This is a genomic window from Winogradskyella sp. 3972H.M.0a.05 (assembly GCF_040493455.1).
Lineage (GTDB): Bacteria > Bacteroidota > Bacteroidia > Flavobacteriales > Flavobacteriaceae > Microcosmobacter.
Map to the genome: position 1 here is coordinate 413,943 of NZ_JANFDA010000001.1, position 25,598 is coordinate 439,540.

19 protein-coding genes are annotated in these 25,598 nt (G+C 36.5%); 10 read left to right on the plus strand and 9 right to left on the minus strand.

Annotated features, from left to right (window positions below; translation table 11 throughout):
* Positions 1-12 precede the first annotated feature (12 nt).
* Positions 13-1,125: a TolB family protein gene (locus tag NCE97_RS01885; RefSeq protein ID WP_353777175.1), complete on the plus strand. Its 1,113-nt coding sequence runs from the start codon at positions 13-15 to the stop codon at positions 1,123-1,125.
* Here NCE97_RS01885 and NCE97_RS01890 read toward each other — a convergent pair.
* The gene (locus tag NCE97_RS01890; RefSeq protein ID WP_353777176.1) at positions 1,122-3,551 is read right to left on the minus strand and encodes a TonB-dependent receptor domain-containing protein; all 2,430 of its coding nucleotides are present in this window, start codon (positions 3,549-3,551) and stop codon (positions 1,122-1,124) included. The two genes, NCE97_RS01885 and NCE97_RS01890, sit on opposite strands and share 4 nt — an antisense overlap.
* A 156-nt stretch (positions 3,552-3,707) precedes the next feature.
* Here NCE97_RS01890 and lepA point away from each other — a divergent pair, with 156 nt between their 5' ends.
* From lepA to NCE97_RS01910, 4 genes are all read left to right on the plus strand, one after another.
* A complete protein-coding gene (gene lepA / locus NCE97_RS01895) occupies positions 3,708-5,504 on the plus strand; it encodes a translation elongation factor 4 (RefSeq protein WP_353777177.1) in 1,797 nt (598 codons plus the stop codon).
* A gap of 79 nt (positions 5,505-5,583) precedes the next feature.
* A complete protein-coding gene (locus NCE97_RS01900; RefSeq protein ID WP_353777178.1) occupies positions 5,584-8,229 on the plus strand; it encodes a ligand-binding sensor domain-containing protein in 2,646 nt (881 codons plus the stop codon).
* 267 nt (positions 8,230-8,496) lie between these two features.
* On the plus strand, positions 8,497-10,929 hold the full coding sequence (locus NCE97_RS01905) for a T9SS type A sorting domain-containing protein (RefSeq protein ID WP_353777179.1): 2,433 nt from the start codon (positions 8,497-8,499) through the stop codon (positions 10,927-10,929).
* 195 nt (positions 10,930-11,124) lie between these two features.
* The gene (locus tag NCE97_RS01910) at positions 11,125-11,853 is read left to right on the plus strand and encodes a hypothetical protein (RefSeq protein ID WP_353777180.1); all 729 of its coding nucleotides are present in this window, start codon (positions 11,125-11,127) and stop codon (positions 11,851-11,853) included.
* 61 nt (positions 11,854-11,914) lie between these two features.
* Here the strand turns inward: NCE97_RS01910 and NCE97_RS01915 are convergent, their stop codons facing one another.
* Complete coding sequence (locus tag NCE97_RS01915; RefSeq protein WP_353777181.1) at positions 11,915-13,741, minus strand: cation:proton antiporter; 1,827 nt, start codon at positions 13,739-13,741, stop codon at positions 11,915-11,917.
* Positions 13,742-13,858: 117 nt separating this feature from the next.
* Here NCE97_RS01915 and NCE97_RS01920 point away from each other — a divergent pair, with 117 nt between their 5' ends.
* From NCE97_RS01920 to NCE97_RS01930, 3 genes are read left to right on the plus strand one after another with little or no spacing between them, the layout of a single operon-like run.
* Positions 13,859-14,719: an MBL fold metallo-hydrolase gene (locus tag NCE97_RS01920; RefSeq protein WP_353777182.1), complete on the plus strand. Its 861-nt coding sequence runs from the start codon at positions 13,859-13,861 to the stop codon at positions 14,717-14,719.
* Between the two features lie 12 nt (positions 14,720-14,731).
* Complete coding sequence (locus NCE97_RS01925; protein WP_353777183.1) at positions 14,732-16,345, plus strand: S8 family peptidase; 1,614 nt, start codon at positions 14,732-14,734, stop codon at positions 16,343-16,345.
* Positions 16,346-16,350: 5 nt separating this feature from the next.
* Entirely contained in the window at positions 16,351-18,201 is a 1,851-nt protein-coding gene (locus tag NCE97_RS01930; protein WP_353777184.1) for a M1 family metallopeptidase, read from the plus strand.
* A gap of 107 nt (positions 18,202-18,308) precedes the next feature.
* Here the strand turns inward: NCE97_RS01930 and NCE97_RS01935 are convergent, their stop codons facing one another.
* The 3 genes from NCE97_RS01935 to NCE97_RS01945 are packed head-to-tail and all read right to left on the minus strand — an operon-like array spanning position 18,309 to position 20,590.
* Positions 18,309-18,749 carry a LexA family protein gene (locus tag NCE97_RS01935; protein WP_503065119.1) on the minus strand — a complete coding sequence of 147 codons (441 nt, stop codon included), beginning with the start codon at positions 18,747-18,749 and terminating at the stop codon, positions 18,309-18,311.
* Positions 18,749-20,005 carry a Y-family DNA polymerase gene (locus tag NCE97_RS01940; RefSeq protein ID WP_353777185.1) on the minus strand — a complete coding sequence of 419 codons (1,257 nt, stop codon included), beginning with the start codon at positions 20,003-20,005 and terminating at the stop codon, positions 18,749-18,751. Before NCE97_RS01940 ends, NCE97_RS01935 begins: the two co-directional genes overlap by 1 nt.
* 27 nt (positions 20,006-20,032) lie before the next feature.
* On the minus strand, positions 20,033-20,590 hold the full coding sequence (locus NCE97_RS01945; RefSeq protein ID WP_353777186.1) for a GNAT family N-acetyltransferase: 558 nt from the start codon (positions 20,588-20,590) through the stop codon (positions 20,033-20,035).
* A 489-nt stretch (positions 20,591-21,079) separates the two neighbouring features.
* Between NCE97_RS01945 and NCE97_RS01950 the strand changes: the two genes are divergently transcribed.
* Together NCE97_RS01950 and NCE97_RS01955 are read left to right on the plus strand one after the other, a co-directional pair.
* A complete protein-coding gene (locus tag NCE97_RS01950; RefSeq protein WP_353777187.1) occupies positions 21,080-21,613 on the plus strand; it encodes a hypothetical protein in 534 nt (177 codons plus the stop codon).
* Positions 21,614-22,759: an aminotransferase class I/II-fold pyridoxal phosphate-dependent enzyme gene (locus NCE97_RS01955; RefSeq protein WP_353777188.1), complete on the plus strand. Its 1,146-nt coding sequence runs from the start codon at positions 21,614-21,616 to the stop codon at positions 22,757-22,759.
* 50 nt (positions 22,760-22,809) lie between these two features.
* Here NCE97_RS01955 and NCE97_RS01960 read toward each other — a convergent pair whose 3' ends face one another.
* The 4 genes from NCE97_RS01960 to NCE97_RS01975 all read right to left on the minus strand — a co-directional run bounded on the left by NCE97_RS01960 (position 22,810) and on the right by NCE97_RS01975 (position 25,511).
* The gene (locus NCE97_RS01960) at positions 22,810-23,001 is read right to left on the minus strand and encodes a cold-shock protein (protein ID WP_353777189.1); all 192 of its coding nucleotides are present in this window, start codon (positions 22,999-23,001) and stop codon (positions 22,810-22,812) included.
* A gap of 89 nt (positions 23,002-23,090) precedes the next feature.
* On the minus strand, positions 23,091-23,327 hold the full coding sequence (locus NCE97_RS01965) for a hypothetical protein (RefSeq protein WP_353777190.1): 237 nt from the start codon (positions 23,325-23,327) through the stop codon (positions 23,091-23,093).
* 12 nt (positions 23,328-23,339) lie between these two features.
* Positions 23,340-23,663, minus strand: a complete 324-nt coding sequence (locus NCE97_RS01970; protein WP_353777191.1) for a DUF4286 family protein — start codon at positions 23,661-23,663, stop codon at positions 23,340-23,342.
* Between the two features lie 69 nt (positions 23,664-23,732).
* Positions 23,733-25,511, minus strand: a complete 1,779-nt coding sequence (locus NCE97_RS01975; RefSeq protein WP_353777192.1) for a tetratricopeptide repeat protein — start codon at positions 25,509-25,511, stop codon at positions 23,733-23,735.
* Positions 25,512-25,598: the final 87 nt, after the last annotated feature.

Consider the following 25,598-nt stretch of genomic DNA (forward strand, 5'->3'; position numbering starts at 1 on the left):
TAAGCATTAGGCATGAAACTAAGACTGACCTTTATCATAATTGTACTATTGGTAGGCACTTCTTGTAAAGAAGATGCAAAACAAAACGAAGAAAAACAGGTGGAAACCTCTTCAGTAGAAGTTCAAAAAGACTCTTTGATTTATCCTGAGGAAACGCATTTCAAATCTTTAAGGCAAGTCACTTTTGGAGGTGATAATGCTGAAGCATATTGGAGTTTTGATGACAAGCAATTAGTTTTTCAGTCCAATAATAAGAACTGGAATGTTGGATGCGATCAAATGTTTTTGATGAATGTTGATGAAACCTTTAAAGACAAGGTTCCTCCAATGATAAGTACTGGAAAAGGACGAACGACTTGCTCATACTTTTTACCAGATAATAAACACATTATTTATGCGTCAACACATTTGGAGCAAGATGAATGTCCAGATGCACCATTGCGTCAAAACGGTAAATATGTATGGCCAATCTACGACAGCTATGACATTTTTGTAGCTGATCTGGAAGGAAATATTGTGAATCAATTGACTCATGAAGTAGGATACGATGCAGAACCTACAGTATCTCCAAAAGGCGACAAAATTGTATTTACATCTACACGAAGTGGAGATTTGGAGTTATATACCATGAATCTTGACGGGTCTGATGTAAAACAAATTACAAACGAATTGGGATATGATGGCGGTGCTTTCTTTTCGCCAGATGGAACTAAATTAATTTTCCGTTCGTCTAGGCCAAAAACGGATGAAGAAATTAAAAATTACAAAGATCTTCTGGCTCAAGGACTGGTAGAACCAACGGATATGGAGTTGTACATCTGTAACGCAGATGGTAGTGATTTGAGACAACTTACAGATCTTGGCAATGCTAATTGGAGTCCATTCTTTCATCCATCGGGAGAAAAAATTTTGTTTTCTTCGAATTTTGAAGCTGAGCGTGGCTTTCCGTTCAATTTATATATGATAGACATTGATGGAAAGAACTTAAAGCGTATTACTCATGGTGAAACTTTTGACGCCTTTCCTGTATTCTCTAATGATGGAAAATATTTAGCATTTTCATCGAACCGAAACAATGGTGGTGGTCGAGATACTAATTTGTTTATTGCTGAGTGGCAAGATTAGTTTTGCCCTCCGGCTAGACGATCTCGTTCTTCTTTGCTAATATTTCTTTGATTAGTATCTAGCTTGGTGTTTCCGAAGTTATATCTAAAACCAAGTCTAACATAGCGATTGTCAATATCAACATTATTAGAACTAAACTGGTTGAGGTATCGCGTGCCATACTCTTCATCTTGAAAATTGAAAGCATCTTCTATGGCAAGTGAAAGAACGGCTTTCTTGTTGAGCATAGATTTAGAGATAGCAATACTACTAAATAGACGATCTTCTATAGTTTGAAGTCCCTGTACGTTTTTGCCAACCCAAGTAAGGTCAACATTAATATTTAAGCTGTTGTCTTTTAATAATGATAAGGCATTTGTAAGCACGCTATAATTGGACCAACGATCAATTTCTACAAAAGCATCATTGATTTTTGTTTCTTCAGAAAAGTTATAGAAAGAGGTTACAAAATAGATATTCCAATTATCCGTAGGGTAGTAATCAACGGCAAAGTCGAATCCAAAATCAACAGTTTTATCAATGTTTACTGAAGTATACTCTAGAGTGTTGGTTTCATTATTTTGACGCGGTATTTCTAAAATATTCCCATCATAATTTTGGTAATATGCTTCAATTGTAAAAAGGTCCAAGAAGGATGTTCCGATGACATAATGGTCTAAAAAGGTCGGAACCAGATTAGGATTACCAGTAACTAAAGTGTTTTCGTTCAAAAAGAAATTAAACGGATTTAATGAGGTATAGTTTGGTCGTGTTAAACTTCTTTTATAATTGGCGTAAATACTGAAGCTATCCGAAACATTATGTTGTATACTAGCATTAGGGAACCACTCCAAATAATCCTGAGAGTTTAGAGAATTTGTTGAGATAGACTTGGCGCTAATATTCGTTTGCTCCATTCTCAAACCTACATTAATCGACCATTTATCAGCATCCAAACTATAGTTAGAATACGCAGCATATACATACTCATCATAATTAAATGCATCCGTATTTTGGAAATCAAGCGATGCACTACCTGAGATGAGGTCGATATCGAATTGACTAATATCACTCTGCGTGTTTACGTTGGAGTATTTTATACCTGCTTCAAAAACAGAATTATCATTTAATGGCGTTCTATAATCTGCATTAGAAGATATGATTTTTGTTTCCTGATCGGAAAATGTTCTAAATGCAGAATCGTTCAAAAATTGTCCATTAGCATCAAAAAAATCGCTTAGCACTTCTTGTCTTCTATCATAATCGTAGGTAGTGAAATGTCCGTTGAGTGTTAATGAGCTTCCACCTTCAAAATCATGATTAAAGTTTAAGTCGAAACCTATATTATGTTTTTCATCTCTTGTGAGATTATCAGAATTGAAGCTGGATAAAGGTGATGAACCAATATCTGTTATTCCTGTCCTGTTCTTAATACGATACTTAAAGTAAGGAAGATAAAGTGTGGAATTAGAAATACTCAATGTACTTTTATCACTTATAAACCAATCGAGATTAAGACTTAAGTTGTGAGTTTCGGACCAAGTATTACGGTTTATGTTCGAATTCCAGACTTGATCAACTCCGTTACCTTCTGCATTAAAATAGTTAATCTGATCATTGGAACTTCTATTGATTTTGGATTTTGAATACGAATAGTTCGTTGTCAAGCTTATATCCTTATTTTTTACTGAATGACTGGTACCCGCCTGATATCTTGGAAACACCCCTTGAGTAAAATTTGAAAACACCGAACCTCGATAACCTGTAACCAAGTTTTTACTCATTACAATATTTATTACCGTACCACTCTCAGCATCAAAACGAGCAGAAGGATTGGTGATTACTTCTATTGATCGTACTGAATTAGCAGGAGAGCTTTCAAGCAATTGAGACAATTCATTGGCTGATAACTGAACCCTTCTATTATTAATATACACCGTTGGCGAACTTCCTTTAACCATAAGATTGCCATCCATCACTAGCACGCCAGGAGTGCTTCTCAAGGCCTGCAACATATCACCTTGCGATAAAGCCGTATTAGCAATATTAAAAGTGAGCCGATCTGCAGAACGCTTTACAGTAGGTTTTTTTGCTACGATTTCCACTTCATTAAGCGATTCAGCACTTTCTTCTAATTGAATATCCTCAATGACTAGATTTTTGTCTAGAACTATATTTTTAGTAATCTCTTTAAATCCAATAAAAGAAAACTGAACAATGTAATTCCCTTGTGCAAGGCCATCTATAAGATAAGCACCATCATCATCTGTACTAGAACCTTTGATAAGTGTTGTGCCATTTTCGGCAAAAACAAGCACATTAACAAAAGACATTGGTTGTCTGTTATTATCTAATACTTTTCCTGATATTGAAAACTCTTGGGCAGAGAGAATAGAAAAGCTGAAGCATAGTAGAAATGCTAAATAAAGAGGTTTTTGTATTAACATTAAGTTGGGTTAACGAAACGCAATATAAACATTGTTTTAGACTTTTAAGTGGGTAAAAACCGTAATTAGTCGAGTTATCATTTTATACATTAATGATTTCTAAGCTCTATAAAAGAATTATATTTGCAGCACTTTTATACTACTGTAAACGTACTTATGAAGCACATTAGGAATTTTTGCATTATAGCACATATAGATCACGGAAAAAGTACATTAGCCGATCGTTTGCTCGATTTCACTGGCTCAGTTACTGATAGAGAAAAACAAGACCAGTTATTGGATAATATGGATTTGGAACGAGAGCGAGGGATTACCATTAAATCTCATGCGATCCAAATGGAGTACACTTATAAAGGTGAAGAATATGTCCTTAACCTTATTGACACACCAGGTCACGTGGACTTTTCTTATGAAGTTTCTCGATCTATAGCAGCGTGCGAAGGTGCATTGTTAGTTGTAGATGCTGCACAAAGCATACAAGCCCAAACTATATCAAATCTTTATCTAGCCTTAGAGAATGATCTAGAGATTATTCCTGTGCTGAACAAAGTAGATCTTCCTAGTGCCAATCCTGAAGAAGTTACAGATGATATTGTAGATCTTTTAGGTTGTGACCCAGAAGAGGTGATTCCTGCTAGTGCCAAGACAGGAATTGGTATCGAGGATATTCTCGAAGCTATTATTGAGCGTGTTCCTGCTCCTGAAGGTAATCCAGAAGAATCGTTACAAGCCCTGATTTTTGATTCAGTATACAATCCTTTTAGAGGAGTTGAAACATATTTTAGAGTTATTAATGGTTCAATACGAAAAGGACAGAACATTAAGTTTATCGCAACAGGGAAATCGTATTTTGCTGATGAGGTTGGGACTTTAAAACTGAATCAAGTCCCAAAACAAGAAATAAAGGCTGGAGACGTAGGATACTTAATCACTGGGATTAAAGACGCAAGAGAGGTAAAAGTTGGAGATACGATTACTGATGCAAAAAACCCAACAACCAATGCTGTAGAAGGATTCGAAGATGTAAAACCAATGGTATTTGCAGGAATTTATCCGGTAGATACTGAAGATTATGAAGAGTTGAGAGCTTCTATGGAAAAGTTACAACTCAACGACGCATCTTTAGTATTTCAACCCGAAAGTTCGGCTGCATTAGGCTTTGGTTTTCGTTGTGGATTCTTAGGAATGCTTCACTTGGAAATTATTCAAGAACGCTTGGAGCGTGAGTTCAATATGACTGTGATTACTACAGTACCAAACGTGAGCTACCATGCCTTTACCAATAAGCATCCAGACGATGTTATCATAGTAAATAACCCAACCGATTTACCAGAACCTTCGACACTAAATCGAGTTGAGGAGCCATATATCAAAGCCACTATAATTACTAAATCAGATTTTGTTGGTCCAGTAATGAGTCTTTGTATCGAAAAACGAGGACAAATTACGAATCAAACTTACCTAACTACAGAACGTGTTGAACTAAGTTTTGATATGCCTCTGGCTGAGATTGTATTCGATTTTTATGATAGATTGAAAACAGTTTCCAAAGGATATGCTTCTTTCGATTACAGTCCAATAGGAATGAGAGCCTCTAAATTAGTTCGCGTAGATATTCTCTTGAATGCACAACAAGTCGATGCACTTTCAGCATTGATTCATGCAGACAATGCCTATAATATTGGTAAAAAGATGTGCGAAAAGCTAAAAGAACTAATTCCAAGACAGCAATTCGACATTCCTATTCAAGCTGCTATTGGTGCAAAAATTATTGCTAGAGAAACCATTAAAGCACTTAGAAAAGACGTAACCGCAAAATGTTATGGAGGTGATATTTCACGTAAGCGTAAACTTCTAGAAAAGCAAAAGAAAGGTAAGAAACGTATGCGCCAAGTAGGAAATGTTGAAATACCTCAGCAGGCGTTTATGGCAGTTCTTAAGCTAAACGATTAATGATTAGATTTTATCCGCTCAAGATTTCTTGAAGCATCGTTTTTATTATCTTTAGCATTCATCTCATAATAACCCTTTAATGAGATTTAGTCGAATTGCTACCATTGTTTTATGTTTAAGCTTTTGCTTCAAGGCTAATGCTCAAATAGCAGAAAAACATTATACATTTAAAAGGATAACAACTGAAGAGGGCCTGTCAAACAACGTGGTCTTTGATATTCATCAAGATAAGGGTGGCTACATTTGGATTGCCACCAACAATGGTCTAAATCGCTACGATGGATACGAAGTGGTGTCTTATTTTCATTCTCCAAAAGACAGTACTTCCATTTCTTCCAATGTCGTTAGGTCAATTATTGAAGATCAACAAGAACAGTTATGGATTGGCACAAAAAATGGGCTCGACCGTTTTGATAGAACAAAACAATGTTTTGAAAAACTAATAAATCAAGATGATTTTTCTATTTCAAATAAGGAAGTCATGTCCATGCACCTAGGTGCCTCGGGAAAGCTATGGATGAACGCCTCTAACAACATAGTTGTTTTTGACCCTAAAACTTATGAAGCCGATCCCGTTTACAATTCTAAAAACATGCTGGGAGTAACTTTGGCGAATCAAGTTGTATGGGCAAGCAATGATAAAGGAGGTATAATTTCCTATGATATTAGTACAAAAAAGTTAATCAGGAGGGAAAATGCGTCTGGGAATAGTGCTGTTCATTTTGGTAATCATACAGGTTCTTTATGGATACCTGCCGATTTTCAGCCCGACCTAGAAACCAATACTTTTAGACGTTTACCAGAATTACCTAATAAGATTAAACCGAGGCATTTACTAGAATTAGACACTCAAAGGTCATGGATAGGGACTAATAACGGTCTGTTCGAATACGACTCAGAAAAAAAATCCCTGTCCAAAATACATTTGGGAAAATCTACATTGACCAACCAGATTAGAAGTATATACAAAGATAAGGCTGGCGGAGTTTGGGTGGGGACCCTTGGAGGTGTATTTCATTACGATCCTTACAGAAAAGTGTTTAAACACAAAGACATTATTGAGGAATCGGATGATATTATTATGGGGCTTCATGTCAATAAAGGTGGTGTTTATGCAAACGCATTGGGCAGGGGTGTTTTTTTTAAACCGAACGGTTCAAGTGAATTTAAAGAAATCATTTTACCTGAATCACTTCCAAGACAAGGCTTGTTTATTTGGGATATGGCAACTGTCCCAGAAAGTAGTTTTCCTCTTTGGATGGCGACCAATAATGGATTAATCTGTTTAGACCCTAAATCTTCATCCTTTGAGGAGATTCTTATTCCACTTGTAGAAAATGACGAAAACGTATCTTTTTCTTTGCTTGATACCAATGAGGACTTCCTATGGGCTGCAACTCATAGAGCTATTCATAAAGTGAACAAAAAAACTAGGACATTATTAGGTTCTTTTTCATTAGGAGAAGACATTAATTATCCTGGTATTCAGAAAATAATTGCTTTGGACAATTACATTTTTATTGCAACAGAAAGCGAAGGGCTATTTAAATTTCATATACCCTCACAGAACATTTCTAAATTATATTTAAAGAGCAATAAGCAGGAGTTTGCTTCGGCTATTTGGGATCTTTATGTTTCCACAAATACGCTTTGGATTGGAGCAAATGATGGGTTATATAAGCTTAGCACAAAAGACATGCTCATAGAACCTGTTTTGGAGGATAATAAAGTAGTTTTTAGTATTGCTGAGGATGAGTCAGGGACATTATGGATGGGCACAGATAAAGGCATTAAAAGCTTCAATCCAGATAACCAAAAAACGAAATTCTATACGACCATAGATGGATTGAAGAATACCGAATTCAACAGAAAATCAGTCATTAAAGATGATTCAAACAATTTGTGGTTTGGAGGTGTTAATGGTATTACAGCTTTCGACCCTGAATTGATTAAAAAAGACAACCCCAATATACCGGAACTACACATTACAGCTTTTCGAGTAGCAACTTCAGATTCCACGTTCTCTATTCCAAACGTTAAAAGCAGCATAGTCCTACCATGGAAACACAACACGATAGAACTAGAATATGTTGGTCTTAATTATACAAATCCTCTCCAAAATAAATATAGGTATATCATGGAGGGCCATGACCCTAATTGGGTAGAAGTGGATAAGCCCAATACAGCTAGATATGTGAAGCTTCCCGTGGGGACATATAATTTTAAAGTGAGCGCGGCTAATAGTGACAATATCTGGAATACCGAAGGAGGCAGCATAGAAATACGTATAAAACCACCGATATGGCGAACAAAAACGGCGTACTTATTGTATGTTCTATCGTTTCTGGGTCTTATTTGGTTGTTCAGACGATTGAAATCCTATCGCAACCGCATCATTGAGGTGGAACAGGAAAAAGAAGTCATTGCCAAAAAAGTCGAAAAAGAATTTATAGTGCTCAACAATAAAACTAAAGTTTACTTGAAAGATCTAAAATACATAAGAGCAGCTGGAAATTATCTAGAGTTTCATTCCGCAGAAAAGGTCATCTTAGATCGAAATAAACTTAAGCTTTTGGAAGAGCTATTACCACCAAATTTTATCAGAACACACCGCTCTTATATTGTCAACAAAAACTACATTATTTCAGCAAATAGTGCTTCGGTTTTTATAAAACCAGACATAGAAACACCGTTATCTAGAAGTTTTAAGGGTAGCCTTAAATAGTAAGGATTACCATCCACTTTATTTTTTTTACCATTCATCACATTTTAAAAATTTCTATTGGTTTCTGCGATAGTTTTATGGTAAATGAAAATCCACATATTATGAAATCAAAAACTATGTATTACCCTTTTAAAGGTAAGTCTCTCTAGACATCTGTGAGCATTAATTTATGGTTAGCTACTCTTAGCCATAATATGTGGATAGTCCTTGCTTGGTAAGCTAGGCAAGGACTTATCATAAGATTATTCAACATTCAATTTTATAGTTATGAAAACAAAATTACCCTTAATGGTCTTTTTATTAAGTACGCTTATCTGTTCTTCTCAAGTAATTTGGACAGGAGGAGGAGGGGATATAAACTGGAACACAGCTGATAACTGGAGTTCAACTACAGTGCCAACCAGTATGGACAATGTAGAAATTCCTGCTGGATTTACCGTGACAATAATGGGTGTTGCCAATTGCCAATCTCTTGAGCTTAAAGGCTCTGCCATTCTTAATATAGATGGCGGCAGTCTTTTTAGCGCTCAGCCTTCATTTTTTGAGACAGGCACGACGGTCAATTGGGCAAGTGGTTCAATAGATTGTTCACTTTTAGTCAATCAAGGAACAATGAATTTAACATCGGCCGGAGATAAATCCTTCGTGAGTTCTTCAATAGTAAATAATAATGGAACAATTAATATAATAGGCTCAGGGAATTTGTTTCTTCAAGACAATACAGTCCTTAATAATGAGTTTGACGGAACGATTGATATGGGTGCGGATGACGGAGACATTGATAATATTGCCGGACTTTCTGTTTTAAATAACGAAGGCATAATAAGACGAAGTACATCTTCGGGAGAAGCACAAATACAATCGATTCAGTTCAATAATAATGGCGGGATTTTACAGGTCGATAGTGGCACATTAAGTATTTCTGCAATTACAAGTTTTACAGGGGGATCTTATGTGGTGTCTGCTGGTACAGTAATGGACTGGGATAGCGAGATAACCGTTTCGGGCTTTTTGATGGGAACAATACAGGGCGATTTAAATTGGAATAGTACTGTTGAAGTTCCTGTCTCAGCCACATTTAATTTTACTGGCAGTGGAAATTTTAATTGGACAGGAGGTGCTTTAAACGGTGGCGGTGTTTTAACCAATCAAAGTACAATTAACTTAATTGGAGTTGTAGGCAAACCCATTCAAGGAGGAACAACTATGGATAATGCTGGAACTTTGGACATAGTCGATAGTGGCGATTTATCTATTCAAAGCAGTAGTATAGTTAACAATTTGAGTGCAGGGATTATTGACTTGCAAGCAGATGGGGGCAATGTTATGGAATCTGGAGGCGGTTCAAATATTTTAAATAATGAAGGCTTAATCATGCGTTCTACCACTACAGGCGTAGCTGAAATAGATGTTGAATTGAACAATAATGACGGCACCATACAGGTCGATACTGGGACCTTATCACTGGAGGAACCTAGCACAAGTTTAGCAGATGGTGTTTATAATGTGTCTTCTGTAGGAGTTTTGAATTGGAATAGTTCCATGTCGTTATCTGGCATTTTATCTGGAACTATTGATGGCACTCTAAATTGGGGCAATACGTCGGAAACCGTAAGTGTTCCCGTTTCAGCTACCCTAAATTTCTTAGGTTCAGGCATCTTTAATTGGACAGGAGGGCGATTAGATGGCGGCGGTGTTTTGACTAATCAGAGCACAATTAATTTGACCACTATTGGAACCAAAGTTATTCAAGGGGATACAACACTCAACAATGTCGGAACGATTAACATTACGAGCGGTGGGGATTTATTTATCAATCAAGGCATTTTAAACAATCAGGCATCAGGGGTTATTGATATGCAATTTAATGAAGGAAATATCACAAACGCTGGTGGCACTTCCAATATTCTAAATAATTCTGGCTTGATACAACGATCGAATTCCACTGGAACGGCTCGTATATTTGTTGAGTTTAATAACTCCGGAACAGTAGATGTACAGACTGGAACCTTAGACATAGGCAACAATTCTTTACCGTTTCTAAACCTTATTAACGGCACTATAAAAGGGATTGGTACTGTAGAGCTTCCCCTTACAACTAGTTACACCAACGATGGCATATTTTCTCCTGGCGCTTCACCAGGCATACTCAGTGTGCAGGGAGATTTTGAATCTACTGCAAATTCTATCTTTGATATTGAGTTAGATGGCCTAACTCAGGGCACGGAATATGATTTACTGACCATAAACGGAGATGCGGACTTCAATGGCAGCATTCAAGTAGCTATAAACTTTGATGCCAACGTTACAGATGAATTTATAATAGCGACAACTACGGGCACCATAAACTCCTGTAATCTTCCTTCAACTGTATCGGCATCATTTGATGGATTCGATTATGAGTTTAATGTGGAATGCCGCAACAATGATGAATTGGTTCTCACGGTTTCAAGTGAAACCTTATCAATTCCTGATGAAGCCCTGTTTTCTGTTGAGGTCTATCCAAACCCAGCGAGAGACTTTATTACCATTGCCAGTGAAACAATGTTAAACGTTGAGGTATTTGACATGAATGGTCGCAAAGTATTAGAGACTGACCAATCGCATTTTTCTGTTAGAAGTCTTGAAAATGGCATTTATTTCTTAAGAGTTGAAGATGATAACAAGCGTTACGCTGTTAGGAAAATAATTAAACACTAGTGGGACTAAGTCTTTGAGGATTAGTATTTAAAGCATTTTTTGTATTTTAGATATGAAAAATAGCCGCTATTCTATTTTTTGTTCAACCAGCCCTTCTTCTTTTTTGGCTATTCTCAAACACTTTATCCCGAAATCAATTCCGTGTGTAATGCTTCTTGTGGCTTAAGTATTGTAACAAACCAAAATACTCATATTATGAAAACACAGTTTTTTAGATTCGTTATTATCCTTCTTTGCTTAGGAGGGTTTACAACATTAAACGCACAAGGACTTTTCGATTTGGCAACGTTAGATGATGAAGATGAAAGTTTTCCCTTAACATGGTCCGCTGGTGTTGATTTCGGCTATGATGATGCTTATGATGCATTGGATGCAGGTGTAGGATGGTCTGATTTTACCGTTGGAGGAAGCGCAGGCTTTGGATGGTCGGATATTGATGGTAATAGCGCAACGAGTTACTGTCTTGGTGTAGAAGGCTTGGCTAAAATTATAGGAGAAGATCGGAACCCAAATGGAGCGGGATATGTAGGTGCATTTGCTAATTATCATGCAGGAAACTCAGATAGCTTTGATGAAAACCTGTTTAGAGTTGGTGCTAAATTCTCCTATTTTGATCGTATTTCTGCATTTAACGAAACACAACTTATTTATGGTCTTAAAGCATTTTACGAAACAGGATCAAGAGAATTTTCTAGTGTTGAAGATGATATTTCTGGTTTCGGGTTAACAGTATATACAGGAATCAACTTTAGACTTTGTAATACTGCATCTGTTGGAGTTGAGGTTCCTGTGATTTCATACTTAAACCGAACTTTTGAAAGCGGAGGTAACGAAATTGAGATAGATAACACTTCAATAGCGATTAATAAAAACAATCCGGCAATGGCTTATGTTAGATGGAATTTAGGATCAAGGGCTAAATAGAGCTCCGCAAGAAATCACAAAATTATTAAAGCTCTCGTTTCAGGTAATGACTCGAGAGTTTTTATTGTAATAATTCACCCAGGTATACTAGCTTACTCTTAGAATCAATAATGGATTCTACATTGCCATTAATGGAAGGAATAATGTGAAGTTCCCCTTTGTTGTCTTTTATAAATAAAGGAACTCTGTCATTTTCACCATTCATTTGAGAAAGGTATTTGAGGTACTCCTCTTCATCCTGAACAGAAACTTCTTTTATTTCGGGATGTTTTTCAACAACATCAAGCAGGCTGTTATAATCATTTGTTGGGCTAAATAAGCCTTCTTTAGGCCTTTTACTTTCATCCGCAAGCTCAGCTTTAGAGACTAATCTAAAGGATCCATTTTCGCCAAATTGTGCGCCAAATTTTTCAACTGCATAATTATTGATATCAGTGTTTCCTGTAAGCGCCAGTAAATATCCTATATCGTTAAACTCGACATTATCAGTCAAAGTTTCAGAATAAATATTTTCAGTATAAGCCTCAATACCTAGATCACTGGCTTTATTGATATTGTTTTGATTGCTATCGACCAACACCACATGCCTGTCGTTCTCCATTAAGTATTGTGCAATGATTCGCGATACTTTAGAAGCGCCAACAATCAATATACCTTCAGACTTGGTTAGAAACACGCCAGCTATTTTAGCAAATAATCTCGCTGTTGTTGCATTGAGTAAAACAGTTCCCAGTACAATCATAAAAACCAAAGGTGTAATATATTCAGCACCTTCAACTCCTTGCTTTAAAAGCTTTCCACCAAATAGTGAAGCAATACCAGCGGCAACAATACCTCTCGGCCCCACCCAGCTAATAAACAGTTTCTCATTGGTTTTAATCTTAGAACCTTGAGCGCTAACAAAAACAGCAAGTGGCCTAATTAATAATACTACAACCAAGAATAACCACAATGTTTCCCAACGGAAAAGCAATAACATATCTTGATAGTTGATATTTGCTGATAACAGAATGAAAAGAATAGAGATGAGAAGCACACTAAGCGATTCTTTAAAATAAAGAAGCTCCTTAATGTTTTCTAGCTTACTATTTCCTATAACCATTCCCATAACTACAACCGCGAGAAGACCGGATTCGTGAGCAAATATTTCAGATTCCACAAACACCAAAAGCACTACAGAAAGCGAAGCAACATTTAGCAGGTAGTGCGGGATGAATTTTTTATTGATAACAAAAACCAAGGCATGTGCAAATGTAAACCCGAACGTAGTTCCGAATAGAACAATTTTACCAAACTCAATGAGCGCAGTCTTTGTAAAGCCAGCTTCACCACCAACACTAATGAATTCGAAAACAAGTACAGCGACTAAAGCTCCTATTGGGTCAATAAGGATACCTTCCCATTTCAGCACTGTGGAGACATCTCTTTTTAGAGGTATATTTCTCAGGATAGGCGTTATAACCGTTGGGCCAGTAACAATAATAAGACCAGAGAACAAGAAAGCAAGATCCCAGCTCAAATTGAATAAAAAATGTGCAGCTACTGCTGCGGCAAAGAACGTTACCGCCGCACCAACAGTAATAAGCTTTGTAATTACGGGCCCTACATTTCGTATTTCACTCCGTTTAAGGGTAAGCCCACCTTCAAATAAAATAATACTTATAGCAAGAGACACAAAATAATACAAACCTTCGCCAGGGAATAATCCCTTTTTGCCATTCCATATAGGTTCTATCCATTTAGAACCATCTTCATTAATGAACTCTGCAGCAATAGGCCCTACAAATAACCCAATGAGAATCAGGGGTAATATAGCTGGAATTTTGAACCGCCAAGCGACCCATTGTGCTAAGATTCCGAGAATAATAATACCAGCTAATTCTACCATAGATGTAATTTGAAGTGAAAATAAGAAAATTTAAAGACTAATAAACTAAAACAAGTTTCTTAATAAAACGTAAAGGGTGATAAACATATAGTTCATATTTCTTATTTTGCAACTCATATGCAATTATATCCCATTCAAGCAGGAAATTTTAAACTAGATGGAGGTGCCATGTTTGGTGTTGTACCCAAAGCGTTATGGCAACGAACAAACCCTGCCGATTCTCACAACATGATCGATATCGCAGCAAGATGTTTATTGTTAGAAGATGGAAATAGATTGATATTGATCGATACTGGAATGGGTAATAAGCAAAGTGACAAGTTTTATAGCTATTACCACCTCTGGGGAGACCATAGTATTGATAAATCCTTGAAGCAGTATGGATTCCATAGAGATGATATTACAGATGTGTTTATGACTCACCTTCATTTTGACCATTGTGGAGGTAGTGTAGAATGGAATGCAGACAGAACAATACTTCAACCAGCCTTTAAAAACGCAAACTTTTGGAGTAATGAAGACCATTGGAAATGGGCTACAGAACCAAACCGAAGAGAACGTGCTTCTTTCTTGAAAGAGAACATTTTACCCATGGAAGAAAGTGGACATTTAAAGTTTACCTCACTTCCAGAAAATGATATATTGAATGAATCGGAATTAGGGTTTGGTATTTTTTTTGCAAATGGTCATACAGACAAGCAAATGATACCAATGATAAAGCATAACGAAAAGACCATCTGCTTTATGGCAGATCTATTGCCGACGGCTGGTCATTTACCCATACCTTACGTTATGGGTTATGATACAAGGCCGTTATTGACATTGGATGAAAAAGAAAAGTTCTTAAATAAAGCAGCAGATGAGAACTTCTACTTATTTTTAGAGCATGATGCTCATAATGAGATTATAACAGTAAAACACACAGAAAAGGGCGTAAGATTAAAAGATACATATGCCTGTGATGAAATATTTAATTAAAGATTGAAACAAATGAATGATTTAAAGCGAATTTTAGCAGTAACCGGATTTGGTATTTTATTAGCCTCATGTGGTGGTAGTACACCTTTAATTTCTACACCAATAGAAAATATTGATACTACACCGCTTAAGGTTTCTGAACTTACTAAGGCAGAAAAGGAAAATTGGGGACATTTAGACTTAGTAACGGATACAATTCCTGGAATGAGTGTCGATAAAGCTTATGCTGAAATTATTAAAGGAAAAAAAGGAAAGACAGTCATCGTAGCTGTTATTGATTCTGGAATTGACATTGATCATGAAGATTTGGATGATGTGCTTTGGACCAACAAAAAAGAAAAGCCAAATAATGGAATAGATGATGATAAGAATGGATATGTAGACGATATTCATGGTTGGAACTTTTTAGGAGATGGCTATGATGAACAATTAGAATTTGTTCGATTATTAGCTAGTGGCAATGCAGACGATCCCCGCTATGCCGAAGCGCAAAAAGAGTACGACACTGAACATCAAAAATATATGGGTTATAAAACTCAGTATGAGCAATTAAAACAACAAGTTAAAGGTGCTGATGAAAAAGTGTCTGGGCATTTAAAGAAAGCCGATTATACAAAAGAAGAGGTAAATGCTATTGCTACAGAAGATCAAGGCTTACAACAATCTGTTGCGATCATAAAGTATGTGTATAGTCTTAAGTTCGATTCAGCATCAGATTTTGTTAAAGAGTTGGATGATGCTTTAGAGCAGATAGGAGACAGGTTGAACTACCACTTAAACAAAGACTTCAATGGAAGAAAAACAGGTGATGATATCAACAACATATCTGAGACTGGTTACGGAAATGGTAATGTAAAACCTGTTAAGAAAAGTGAATCTCACGGAACTCACGTCGCTGGAATTATTGCCGCAGAACGCAACAATGGAAAAGGTGCTAACGGTGTTGCCAATAATGTACAGATTATGTCTATTAGAGCTGTGCCAAATGGCGATGAGTACGATAAAGATGTAGCCTTAGCAATTCGATATGCGGTAGATAATGGTGCAAAAGTAATCAATGGTAGTTTTGGGAAGTCTTACTCACCACACAGTCAATGGGTGAGAGATGCGATTAAATATGCATCAGATAATGATGTGGTATTTGTACATGCTGCAGGAAATGATAGTAAAGATGTGGACACTGAGCCAAATTTCCCGGATGACAATGTAAACTATGTTGAGGTATCAGATTCATACATACGTGTAGGATCATTAACATCAAAGTATGGAAGTGATGTAGTGTCTGGTTTTTCAAACTATGGAAATAAAAATGTAGACATCTTCGCGCCAGGTTCTGCAGTATATTCTACTACACCAGAAAACGAATACGACTCAAAAGGAGGAACTTCAATGGCTGCTCCTGGAGTTGCTGGAATTGCAGCATTAATTCGTTCGCAGTATCCAAGTTTATCAGCTGCCCAAGTAAAGCAAGCTATCTTAGAATCTGGTTTACCATTAACCACTAAAGTAGTTGTTGGTGGAGATGCCAATGATGTAAGACCATTTTCTCAATTGTCTACATCTGGAAAAATAGCTAACGCCTATAATGCTTTAATTAGAGCATCGCAGTTAGCAAGTAATCAATAATAATTATGAAAAGGACCTTAATTTCTTTCGGATTAGCAACGGTTTTGTGGTCTTTTGGGTCATTAACCGCTACAGCTAACACGATAAATGATAAGCCTTCAGAAGAAGCACCAGAAAACTCTGGGTATTGGCAACAGCATGTCGATTACAAGATGGAAATTGATATGGATGTCAATACATTTCAATATAAAGGAAAACAAGAGATAGTTTATACCAACAACTCTCCAGATGTCCTTAATAGGGTGTATTATCATCTTTACTTTAATGCATTTCAGCCTGGAAGCGAAATGGATGTTAGGTCAAGAACCATTGCTGACCCAGATTCTAGAGTTGGTGACAGAATAAGCAAGCTTAAACCCAATGAAACAGGTTATATTAAAGTGAATTCTTTGACTCAAAATGGTGCAGCGGTGACTCACGAAACTGTCGGAACTGTCCTTGAGGTAAGCTTGGCTAAACCAATACAGCCAGGAGAGAGCGTAACATTCAATATGGATTTTGATGCGCAAGTCCCAGTGCAGATAAGACGTTCTGGTAGAAACAACAAGGAAGGAGTTGCACTATCGATGACTCAGTGGTATCCTAAACTCGCTGAATACGACTTTGAAGGCTGGCACGCAGACCCATATATCGGTAGAGAATTTCATGGTGTTTGGGGTAATTTTGATGTGAAGCTTACTATAGATAAAGATTATGTTGTCGGAGGATCTGGATATTTACAAAATCCGAACGAAATAGGTCATGGATACGAAACAGGTGAGGTAAAAAGACCAAAAGGCGATAAGCTTACTTGGCATTTCGTAGCGCCTAATGTTCATGATTTTACCTGGGCTGCAGATCCAGAATTTATACATGATACCTATAAAGGTGATAATGATGTAACCTTACATTTCTTATATAAAGAGACATTAGACAAGGAATATTTAGAGAATTGGAAAAACCTTCAGCCAAAAACAGCAGCCATGCTAACGTTTTTTAATGAGAACATTGGACAATATCCTTATAAGCAATATTCCGTAATTCAAGGAGGTGATGGAGGTATGGAATATGCCATGTGCACCTTAATCACAGGAGAGCGCAAATTTGGTAGTTTGGTTGGTGTTACCGTTCATGAGTTTGCGCACACTTGGTTTCAATTTTTATTAGCTACAAATGAAGCTAAGCACGAATGGATGGATGAGGGCTTTACAGAATATGTAAGCAACCTTTGTATGAACAAGATTATGGATCAAGGCAAAGAAAATCCATTTGCAGGAGCTTATAGAAACTATATAGCATTAGCTAATTCACCTTATGAGCAGCCGTTAACAACACATGCAGATCGCTATCAATTTAATCAAGCCTATGGTATAGCAGCATATAGCAAGGGTAATGTTTTTATGGCGCAATTGGGTTATGTTATTGGTGAGGAGAACCTTAAAAAAACAATCAAAAAGTATTTTAACGATTTTGCATTTAAGCATCCCACACCTTTAGATGTTATTCGTACTGCTGAAAAGGTTTCAGGATTAGAATTAGATTGGTATTTAATGGATTTTGCTCAAACCACTAACAAAATAGACTATGCTATAGCTTCAATTGAAGGGAATAACGTTACGTTAGAGCGAAAAGGCTTAATGCCAATGCCAATAGATGTTCGAGTAACATATACCGATGGAAGTACAGAAGACTTTTACATGCCATTACGAATGATGCGTGGTGAGAAGCCTACAACTGCGACGCTTAAGTCAGATTGGGCATGGGCATATCCAACCTATACTTTAGAAACAGAAAAAGCAGTTAAGTCTGTTGAAATAGACCCATCTCAGCTAATGGCAGATGTAGATAGGACTAATAATACTAAACAAGTAGAATAGGATTCTACATTGTCATTCAGAGCGAACTAATGTGAAGCGAAGAATCTTTAATTAAGTAAGAGATTCTTCAGTCGCGATGCTTTTCAGAATGACAACAAAAAAATAGATTAAACTTTTTTAATCACATTGGTCACGATACCCCAGATTATAAACTCATTATCTTCAGTAACTTTAATGGGTTTATAGTTTGGGTTTTCTGGCTGAAGCCATACACCATCACTCTCTACACGCAATCGCTTTACAGTAAACTCACCATCAATAAAGCAAACAGCGATTTTGTTATGTTCAGGCTCTAAACTACGATCTATGACTAAAAGGTCATTGTCGTCTAGTCCAGCATCAATCATCGATTGGCCAGAAACTCTAGCAAAAAAAGTAGCTTCCTTATTTTTTATCAGTTCATCATCGAGAGATAAACGCTGTTCTTTAAAATCATCGGCTGGAGAAGGGAAACCAGCAGAAATTCCTGAATCTACAAAAAGTGCTCCAGGGTTCTCGGAGTCTTTTGGAGAGAAGAACATTAAGTTAAGGGGTTTTTGAGTGGTCATTATTTTACTTTAATAATTTCATTGATATTGGTAGTATATCTTGGCGAAAGACGTTCCTGACGCATTTTCCAGGTACGCTCCAGATCTTGACTACCGATTTTAATTTTATAGTCTTTATATTTTTTATTGATGTTGTCTATGGCAGACATAAGTGGTTTGTGCTTAGGGTTTTCAAAATGAAACATATCCAACTGATGGTTGTCCGTTGGAACCAAACCAGTAACGATAACGCCTGCACGCTTATATTGTATACCTTTTTTATGAATAGAAGTGACCGCATCTACAGCGAGCTTACTAATTACTAAAGAAGAGTCTGTAGGATACGGAAGAATAACTCTCGTGCTTGCTCTATGCTGTTCAAGCTGCCTTTTGTGGCTGTCGCTACTGAGCATAACAATAATCATATGGCAACTAGATTTCTGTTTTCTGAGCTTTTCTGCACAACTAGACGCAAATGTTGAGACACGTTCTTTAATATAGTTTATGTCATTATAGGTGTAATCAAAGCTTCTTGTCGTAGCTATAGCACGCTTTACTTCACGTTGATCCAAATCTAGTTTTTGAATGCCTTCCAAGTCTTTTTTTAACTTCCACTCCGTAATAGAAAATGTTTTACGCACCCATTCGTCTGGCAATAAGGTAAAGTCGTAAGCAGTTTTGCAGCCTTTAGCTTTCAGTCTTTTTTGAAGCCCTCTGCCTATTCCCCAAACTGACTCTAAAGGAATCCATTTTAATGCTTTTATTCGGCTTTCTTCAGAATTAATAACATAAACCCCTTTGGTATAATCTGGAAACTTTCGAGCAATTTTATTGGCAACCTTACTAAGTGCTTTTGTAGGAGCGATGCCAACACTGGTAGGTATGCCTGTCCATTTTAGGATACGCTTTCTTATTTGATTACCATAATCATTAAAGTCGTAATCATCAAACCCTTTGAATTGTACAAACGCTTCATCTATGCTATACACTTCTACATCTGGAGTGAACTGCTCTAAGATAGTCATTACACGATTGCTCATGTCGCCATACAAAGGATAGTTAGAAGAGAGTACTTTAATATTATTGAGCTTGCAGAAGCCTTCCCATTTAAAAATAGGTGCGCCCATGGGTAATCCTATAGCTTTAGCCTCATCGCTTCGCGAAATAACACAGCCATCATTATTACTTAGAATTGCAACAGGAACATTACGCAAACTTGGATTAAAAACCCGTTCGCAAGACGCATAAAAGTTATTACAATCGATTAAGCCAAACATAGTACATAAAGATAGTGCAAAATTGACTTAAAGCTTCAAAATAATCTGCTCCCAGTCCTCGCCTTTAGCATGGCGAATATCAAGGAGTTGAAACCCAACAGCTTTATGTGCACCAGAAGATCTTACATTTTTTGAGTTGACTTCAGTGATTATAGCGTCAAATTCACCTTTTAACTCCGAAGCCATGTGTTGGTACAAGCTTCTAAAAATACCTAGTCTTCTATAGTCCTTATCGATACAAACTTGACCCATAATGAGGTATTTTAGGTGGGTTAGGTTTTTTGATTTTAGAACTATTTTCAGATGACGAAATAGAGGCTTAAGTATGGGAACGTCTTCTATAAATTCTGTAAGCGTACATAAGGCATAGCCAACGACATCATCATTGTGTTTTGCAATAATATGGGGACATGCATCATTCATTTTTTTCAAAGCCTCTAACGTATGGTGAACAGTCACATAGCCTTCTTGTTCTTTTTCTGAAAGGCTAATATGCTGAGGTAAATTCCTTTTCTGAATCTTTAGAATCTGCTCTAATTCTTCATTTGAAGATGCTCTGCTATATGTTATTTCAGGAACTGACATATGAAACTCAACAATAGCTCTAAGTTAATAATATTGATGCTAATAAATCCTATTAAAACATCATCGGCCTGAACGGTGTAACACTTAATTGAATTTATGGACAAATAAGTATGGAGAATTTAAAAGGATTAAAGAGGTTTTTCTTAATGATGGCTTTGACTATGATCATTGTTTTTGTATTCTCAATTCTTAAAGAATTAATAGGAAGAGGTTGGGCTTCTGTATTAATAATGTTTGTGTCAATTCCTTTGGTTCTTTATTCATTCAAGAGGTTTATAAGCAAATAATGGCATTATTATGATAAGCACGATACTTATATTAACGAAGAATCATAGGGTTCCTCATAATGGCCCGATAGACTTCTCTGGATCTTCATTGGTGGTTGGATTTTTGATTATCGTATTTGTTGTTTTGTTTACATGGAGCAAGTGGGATTCTAAAAGAAGAAATAAATCTTAATGCCTCCTCTTGATTAGCTATATTTGTTTGATGACTGAAATAGAATTTACAGTAAGAGAGCCTAAAACATCGTTAGTTTTTAAAGCTTTTGCAGCGTTTATACTGGCCGTATATTCTACAGTATGTTACTACTTTTTAACAACAAAAGAAGGCTCTTCCGAATCAGCAGTATACCTTATTGCTTTAGGGTTTATTGTGATGAGGTATATGGTTTTACCTAGTTTTGTTTTAAAATCAATCCATTTTAATTTCTCTGAATCTAAAATTCAGAGACAAACTTCTCTGGGGCCAATTTCTTTTAAAGGCAAATGGAAGGCATTAAAAGCATTAGAATATATTTCAGTGTTTCAAACCGGGAATGGCTATGAGATTCGGTTATGGCATACAAGAACCAAGACATTAAACCTGTTTGCTCTAGAAGATTATGATGAGGCTTTAAAACAAGGATTTTATTTTTCTGAAAAGCTTAATATTGACCTTCTTGACGCAAGAGAACGAGGCAATCACAGATGGGTTGATAAAGAGGCGTATAGAACAACAGGAGAAGTAGTTTACACAGAATAAATGACGATGTTACCAAAGAAACTTCAAGACAAACTAAATAAGCGCAAGGAAGATAATGCTTTAAGGCAATTAAGCCATTCAGATGGCTTGATAGACTTCTCTTCCAATGATTATCTAGGGCTTTCAAAGTCTGAAGTTATATTCAATCAAGCACATCAATATCTCAAGACTATTGACATGGTTCAGAATGGCGCAACAGGGTCTAGATTGATTTCTGGAAATCATAAGTTGTACGATGAGGTCGAAACCATGCTTTGTAAGTTTCATAAGAGTGAAGCAGCTTTAATATTTAACTCTGGTTATGATGCAAACATTGGCTTTTTTAGTACTGTACCACAGCGAGGCGATTTCATCTTATATGATGAATATATCCACGCTTCTATTAGAGATGGTATAAGAATGAATAATGCAGAATCGTACAAGTTCAAACATAATGACTTGAATACTCTTGAAGAGTTGCTAAAAAAAGTTCAGCAAGAGGATAAGGATATTTATGTTATCACAGAGTCTGTGTTTTCGATGGATGGTGACTCTCCAGACCTTTTGCGTTTAGTGGCATTATGCAAAGACTATAATGCGAGATTAGTTGTTGATGAGGCGCATGCTGTTGGACTTTTAAACGATAATGGAGAAGGATTATTACAAGACTTGGGGATAGAAACATCTGTTTTTGCTCGAATCGTCACCTTTGGGAAGGCGTTAGGATGTCATGGCGCAGCAGTTTTAGGAAGTAATGAGTTGAAACAATTTCTGGTAAATTTTTCGAGACCATTTATTTACACAACTGGGCTGTCTCCACATGCTTTAGCAACAATAAAGTATGCTTATAAATCGCTTGAAGATTCAAAAGAAAGAGAAGTGTTGAAGGATAACATAACGCTTTTTAAGGCTGAACTTGAACGATTAGAACTCAGTGACAGATTTATAGAGAGTGAGTCTGCAATACACTGCTGTGTTGTTTCGGGTAATGATAATGTAAAGTCGGTTGCCAGAGATTTGCAAGAAAGCGGGTTTGATGTACGACCAATTCTATCACCTACGGTTCCTAAAGGGAAAGAGCGTTTGCGTTTTTGTCTGCATAGTTATAATTCTAAGCAGGATGTTATTAGTGTTACCGAACGACTTTCAGAATTAATAAAAAAATAAAGCGCCCAAATTATTGGGCGCTCAAAAGCAAAAATACGATATATTGTCTCTTAGATAATACTCACATTTACTGCAACCATACCTTTTCTTCCTTCAGCTTCTTCATACTCTACTTGGTCGCCATCTTTAATTTCTAAACCGTTAAGGTTAGAGACATGAACAAAAATGTCCTTGCCAGTGTCTTGGTTGGTAATGAATCCGAATCCCTTGGAGTCATTAAAAAATTTAACTGTTCCAGTCATTATAAATAGATAATAAATTAAAGTAGCAAAGGTACAACTTATACAAGTACCGATTGTTAATTAATTGTTTTTATTTGAAAGATAATGAGTTAGTACTTGTTTCGCTTTTGATTTTCGCGCATTTTATCGAGATTTTCTTGGGTAAGCATGTAGTCTTTTAGTTTCTTGTCTTTCCAGCGATAGTAAGAAAATAGAGGAAAGACGATGAAAAATAAGCCAATAGTACCAAATCCAATTAGTTTTTGAGAATATTCAGCATCGATAACAAAACCAGTTATGATTGAGCCTATTGTGGCAATAAAGAGAATCCAAATGATGTATTTCATCTCATTAGAATTTTAATTGAAGGTCACCGCATACTCATCGACGACTTCCAATTCTGTTCTAAAAGCAACTATTTTATCAGCAAAGCGTTTCATCCCATCTTGTCGCAAACGAGCAGCATGATCTCTATAATACTCATCTAATGCAGTTCTTGACTTTGCTCTGTATTGAACTGAATACGTAGTACCTCCAAGTTCTTCTTCAACCAAAACCTTAGTTAGCTTGGCTTCCAAAAACTTTCCGGTAGCTAGAACTTGTGGAATATGAAGTTTTATCCAGTTTAACCACTCATCGTGCACACTATCATCGACATTTATGGTAACATTATATATGATCATAGATTAAATACTATCTTAATTAAAGGGCAAAGATAAGGAAATCAGTATCAGAAAAGCCTATAAAAAGCACTAGTTAATGGCGTCGCCTCTAAGCATTCTAAACTTCTTTCGGGCTTCAATAAAGTAGATACTATCTTCGTGTTCGAATAAGACTTTTTCGTATAGCGGTTTAGCTTTTTCGGGCTCAGCAAGATGATAGTTGTACAATTCGGCTAAATGAAAATAAGCATCATCAGCAAGAATATCTTCTCTGTAATCTGCTATAATTTTTTGATAGTTAACTTCAGCCTTACGATACTGCTTTTTCTTTTCGTAGAGTTGAGCTTGTTTAAACAAAGCCTGATCTATAATACTTTCGCCTTTATGCTCTACAAGAATTTTTTCAAGCAACTCAATGGCTTTACTAGTATTGTTCTGGTACGCCATAAGATCTGCCTTAGCATAAATTTTTAAGGCAGTTTGCGTTGAGTCTTCGTACTTATTATCAGAAATTAAAAGCTTTAAATCCAAAGCATCATTTGCAATGAGCTGCGAGGTGGACGACTTAAGTATTTTAAGTTGCGATTCTGCCCATTCGAAATCACCTTTATAGTAACTGGTTTTAGCGACTTTGAATCTAGCTTCTTGAGCAATGGTACTATTTTTTAGATTAGCTTGAATTTGTGAATAGTAAATCAATGCCTCATTGAATTTCTCTTGAAACACTAAAATATCCGCAATTTTTAGTTTTACTGATGCTTCTTGAAATGGTGAAAGCGTAAGTTTTAGACTTTGCTTTAAAAAGTTGCTACCTTCCTTCGGTTTGTTCACATAAAACGCAAGAAAATTACCGTAGGAAATTTGTAGCGGTAATGTTGGTTCAAACTTACCGTAGATATTGAAGAGCTCCAGATACTTATCATTGATCTGCGGATACTCTTCTTGAGTGCCTAGTTCAGTATCAATATCCAAAAGGTATTGATGCGCAAGCAATAGTGTAGGAACATCTTGAGAAGTTTCCAAAATATAGTTGAAAACATCTTTGGTTACATCGTATTGCTTATCATCTAAGGCGGCAATTCCTAAATCGATAATGCGATCTAAGCTTTCAGGGTTTCTCCGATATAGTGCCTTTTCTTGAGTAAAGGATTTGTTATATGCTTTTTCCTGAACGTATAGCCAACTAAGGAGCTCGTACCAATGAGCCTCAGGACTAGCCTGAAGCTTTTTCAAAAGAAGTTTCCGAAGCGTGGCATTATTTTCATTACTACTATTTTCTGAAATAAACCCAGAGATAGCGCGCTTAGCATTACTGATAAACGTAGGCTTATCTTCGAGATAATCGATATAGTTAGTAAACATTTTTGGCACATCCCCTTGATCCGCATAAATCCTGGCAAGCTGAATGTTGTAATTCTTCTCTGGTTGGAGCACCATGCCTTTTTCGTAAACCTTTATAGCATAATCGAGCAATGAATGCTCTTCAAATTTCCGTGCTAGGCTATACACATAATAAGGACGCTCGTCTAAGTAAGTCATGGCCTCATCATACTTAGTCTTAGCCAAATCCAAACTATCTTTTAGTTGATAATTATAGCCAAGCTCTACAATAAGCATTGGGCTATTGCTCTTGGTTAATTTTTGAAGCATTAGTTGTTCTGCTTCATCAAATCGCTCTAGCTGTTGAAGGGTACTGATAATCTTGTAGAGGTATTTAGTGCCTCCTGGCTTTTCATCATATAATCTTTGATAAGATATCAGAGCTTTCTCAAATTCTCCACGCTTAAAGTAGTCATCTGCAATAATATCGTTCTGAGAACTTACCAGTTGACTTATACATAAAACCGCTATGAGAATTAACTTTCGCATAAAGCTAATTTATAGAATTAAAGTTGACTTAGTGTGAATGTTTTTATAAAAAATGCCCAAGCGTTAACTCGGGCATTAGTACCATTC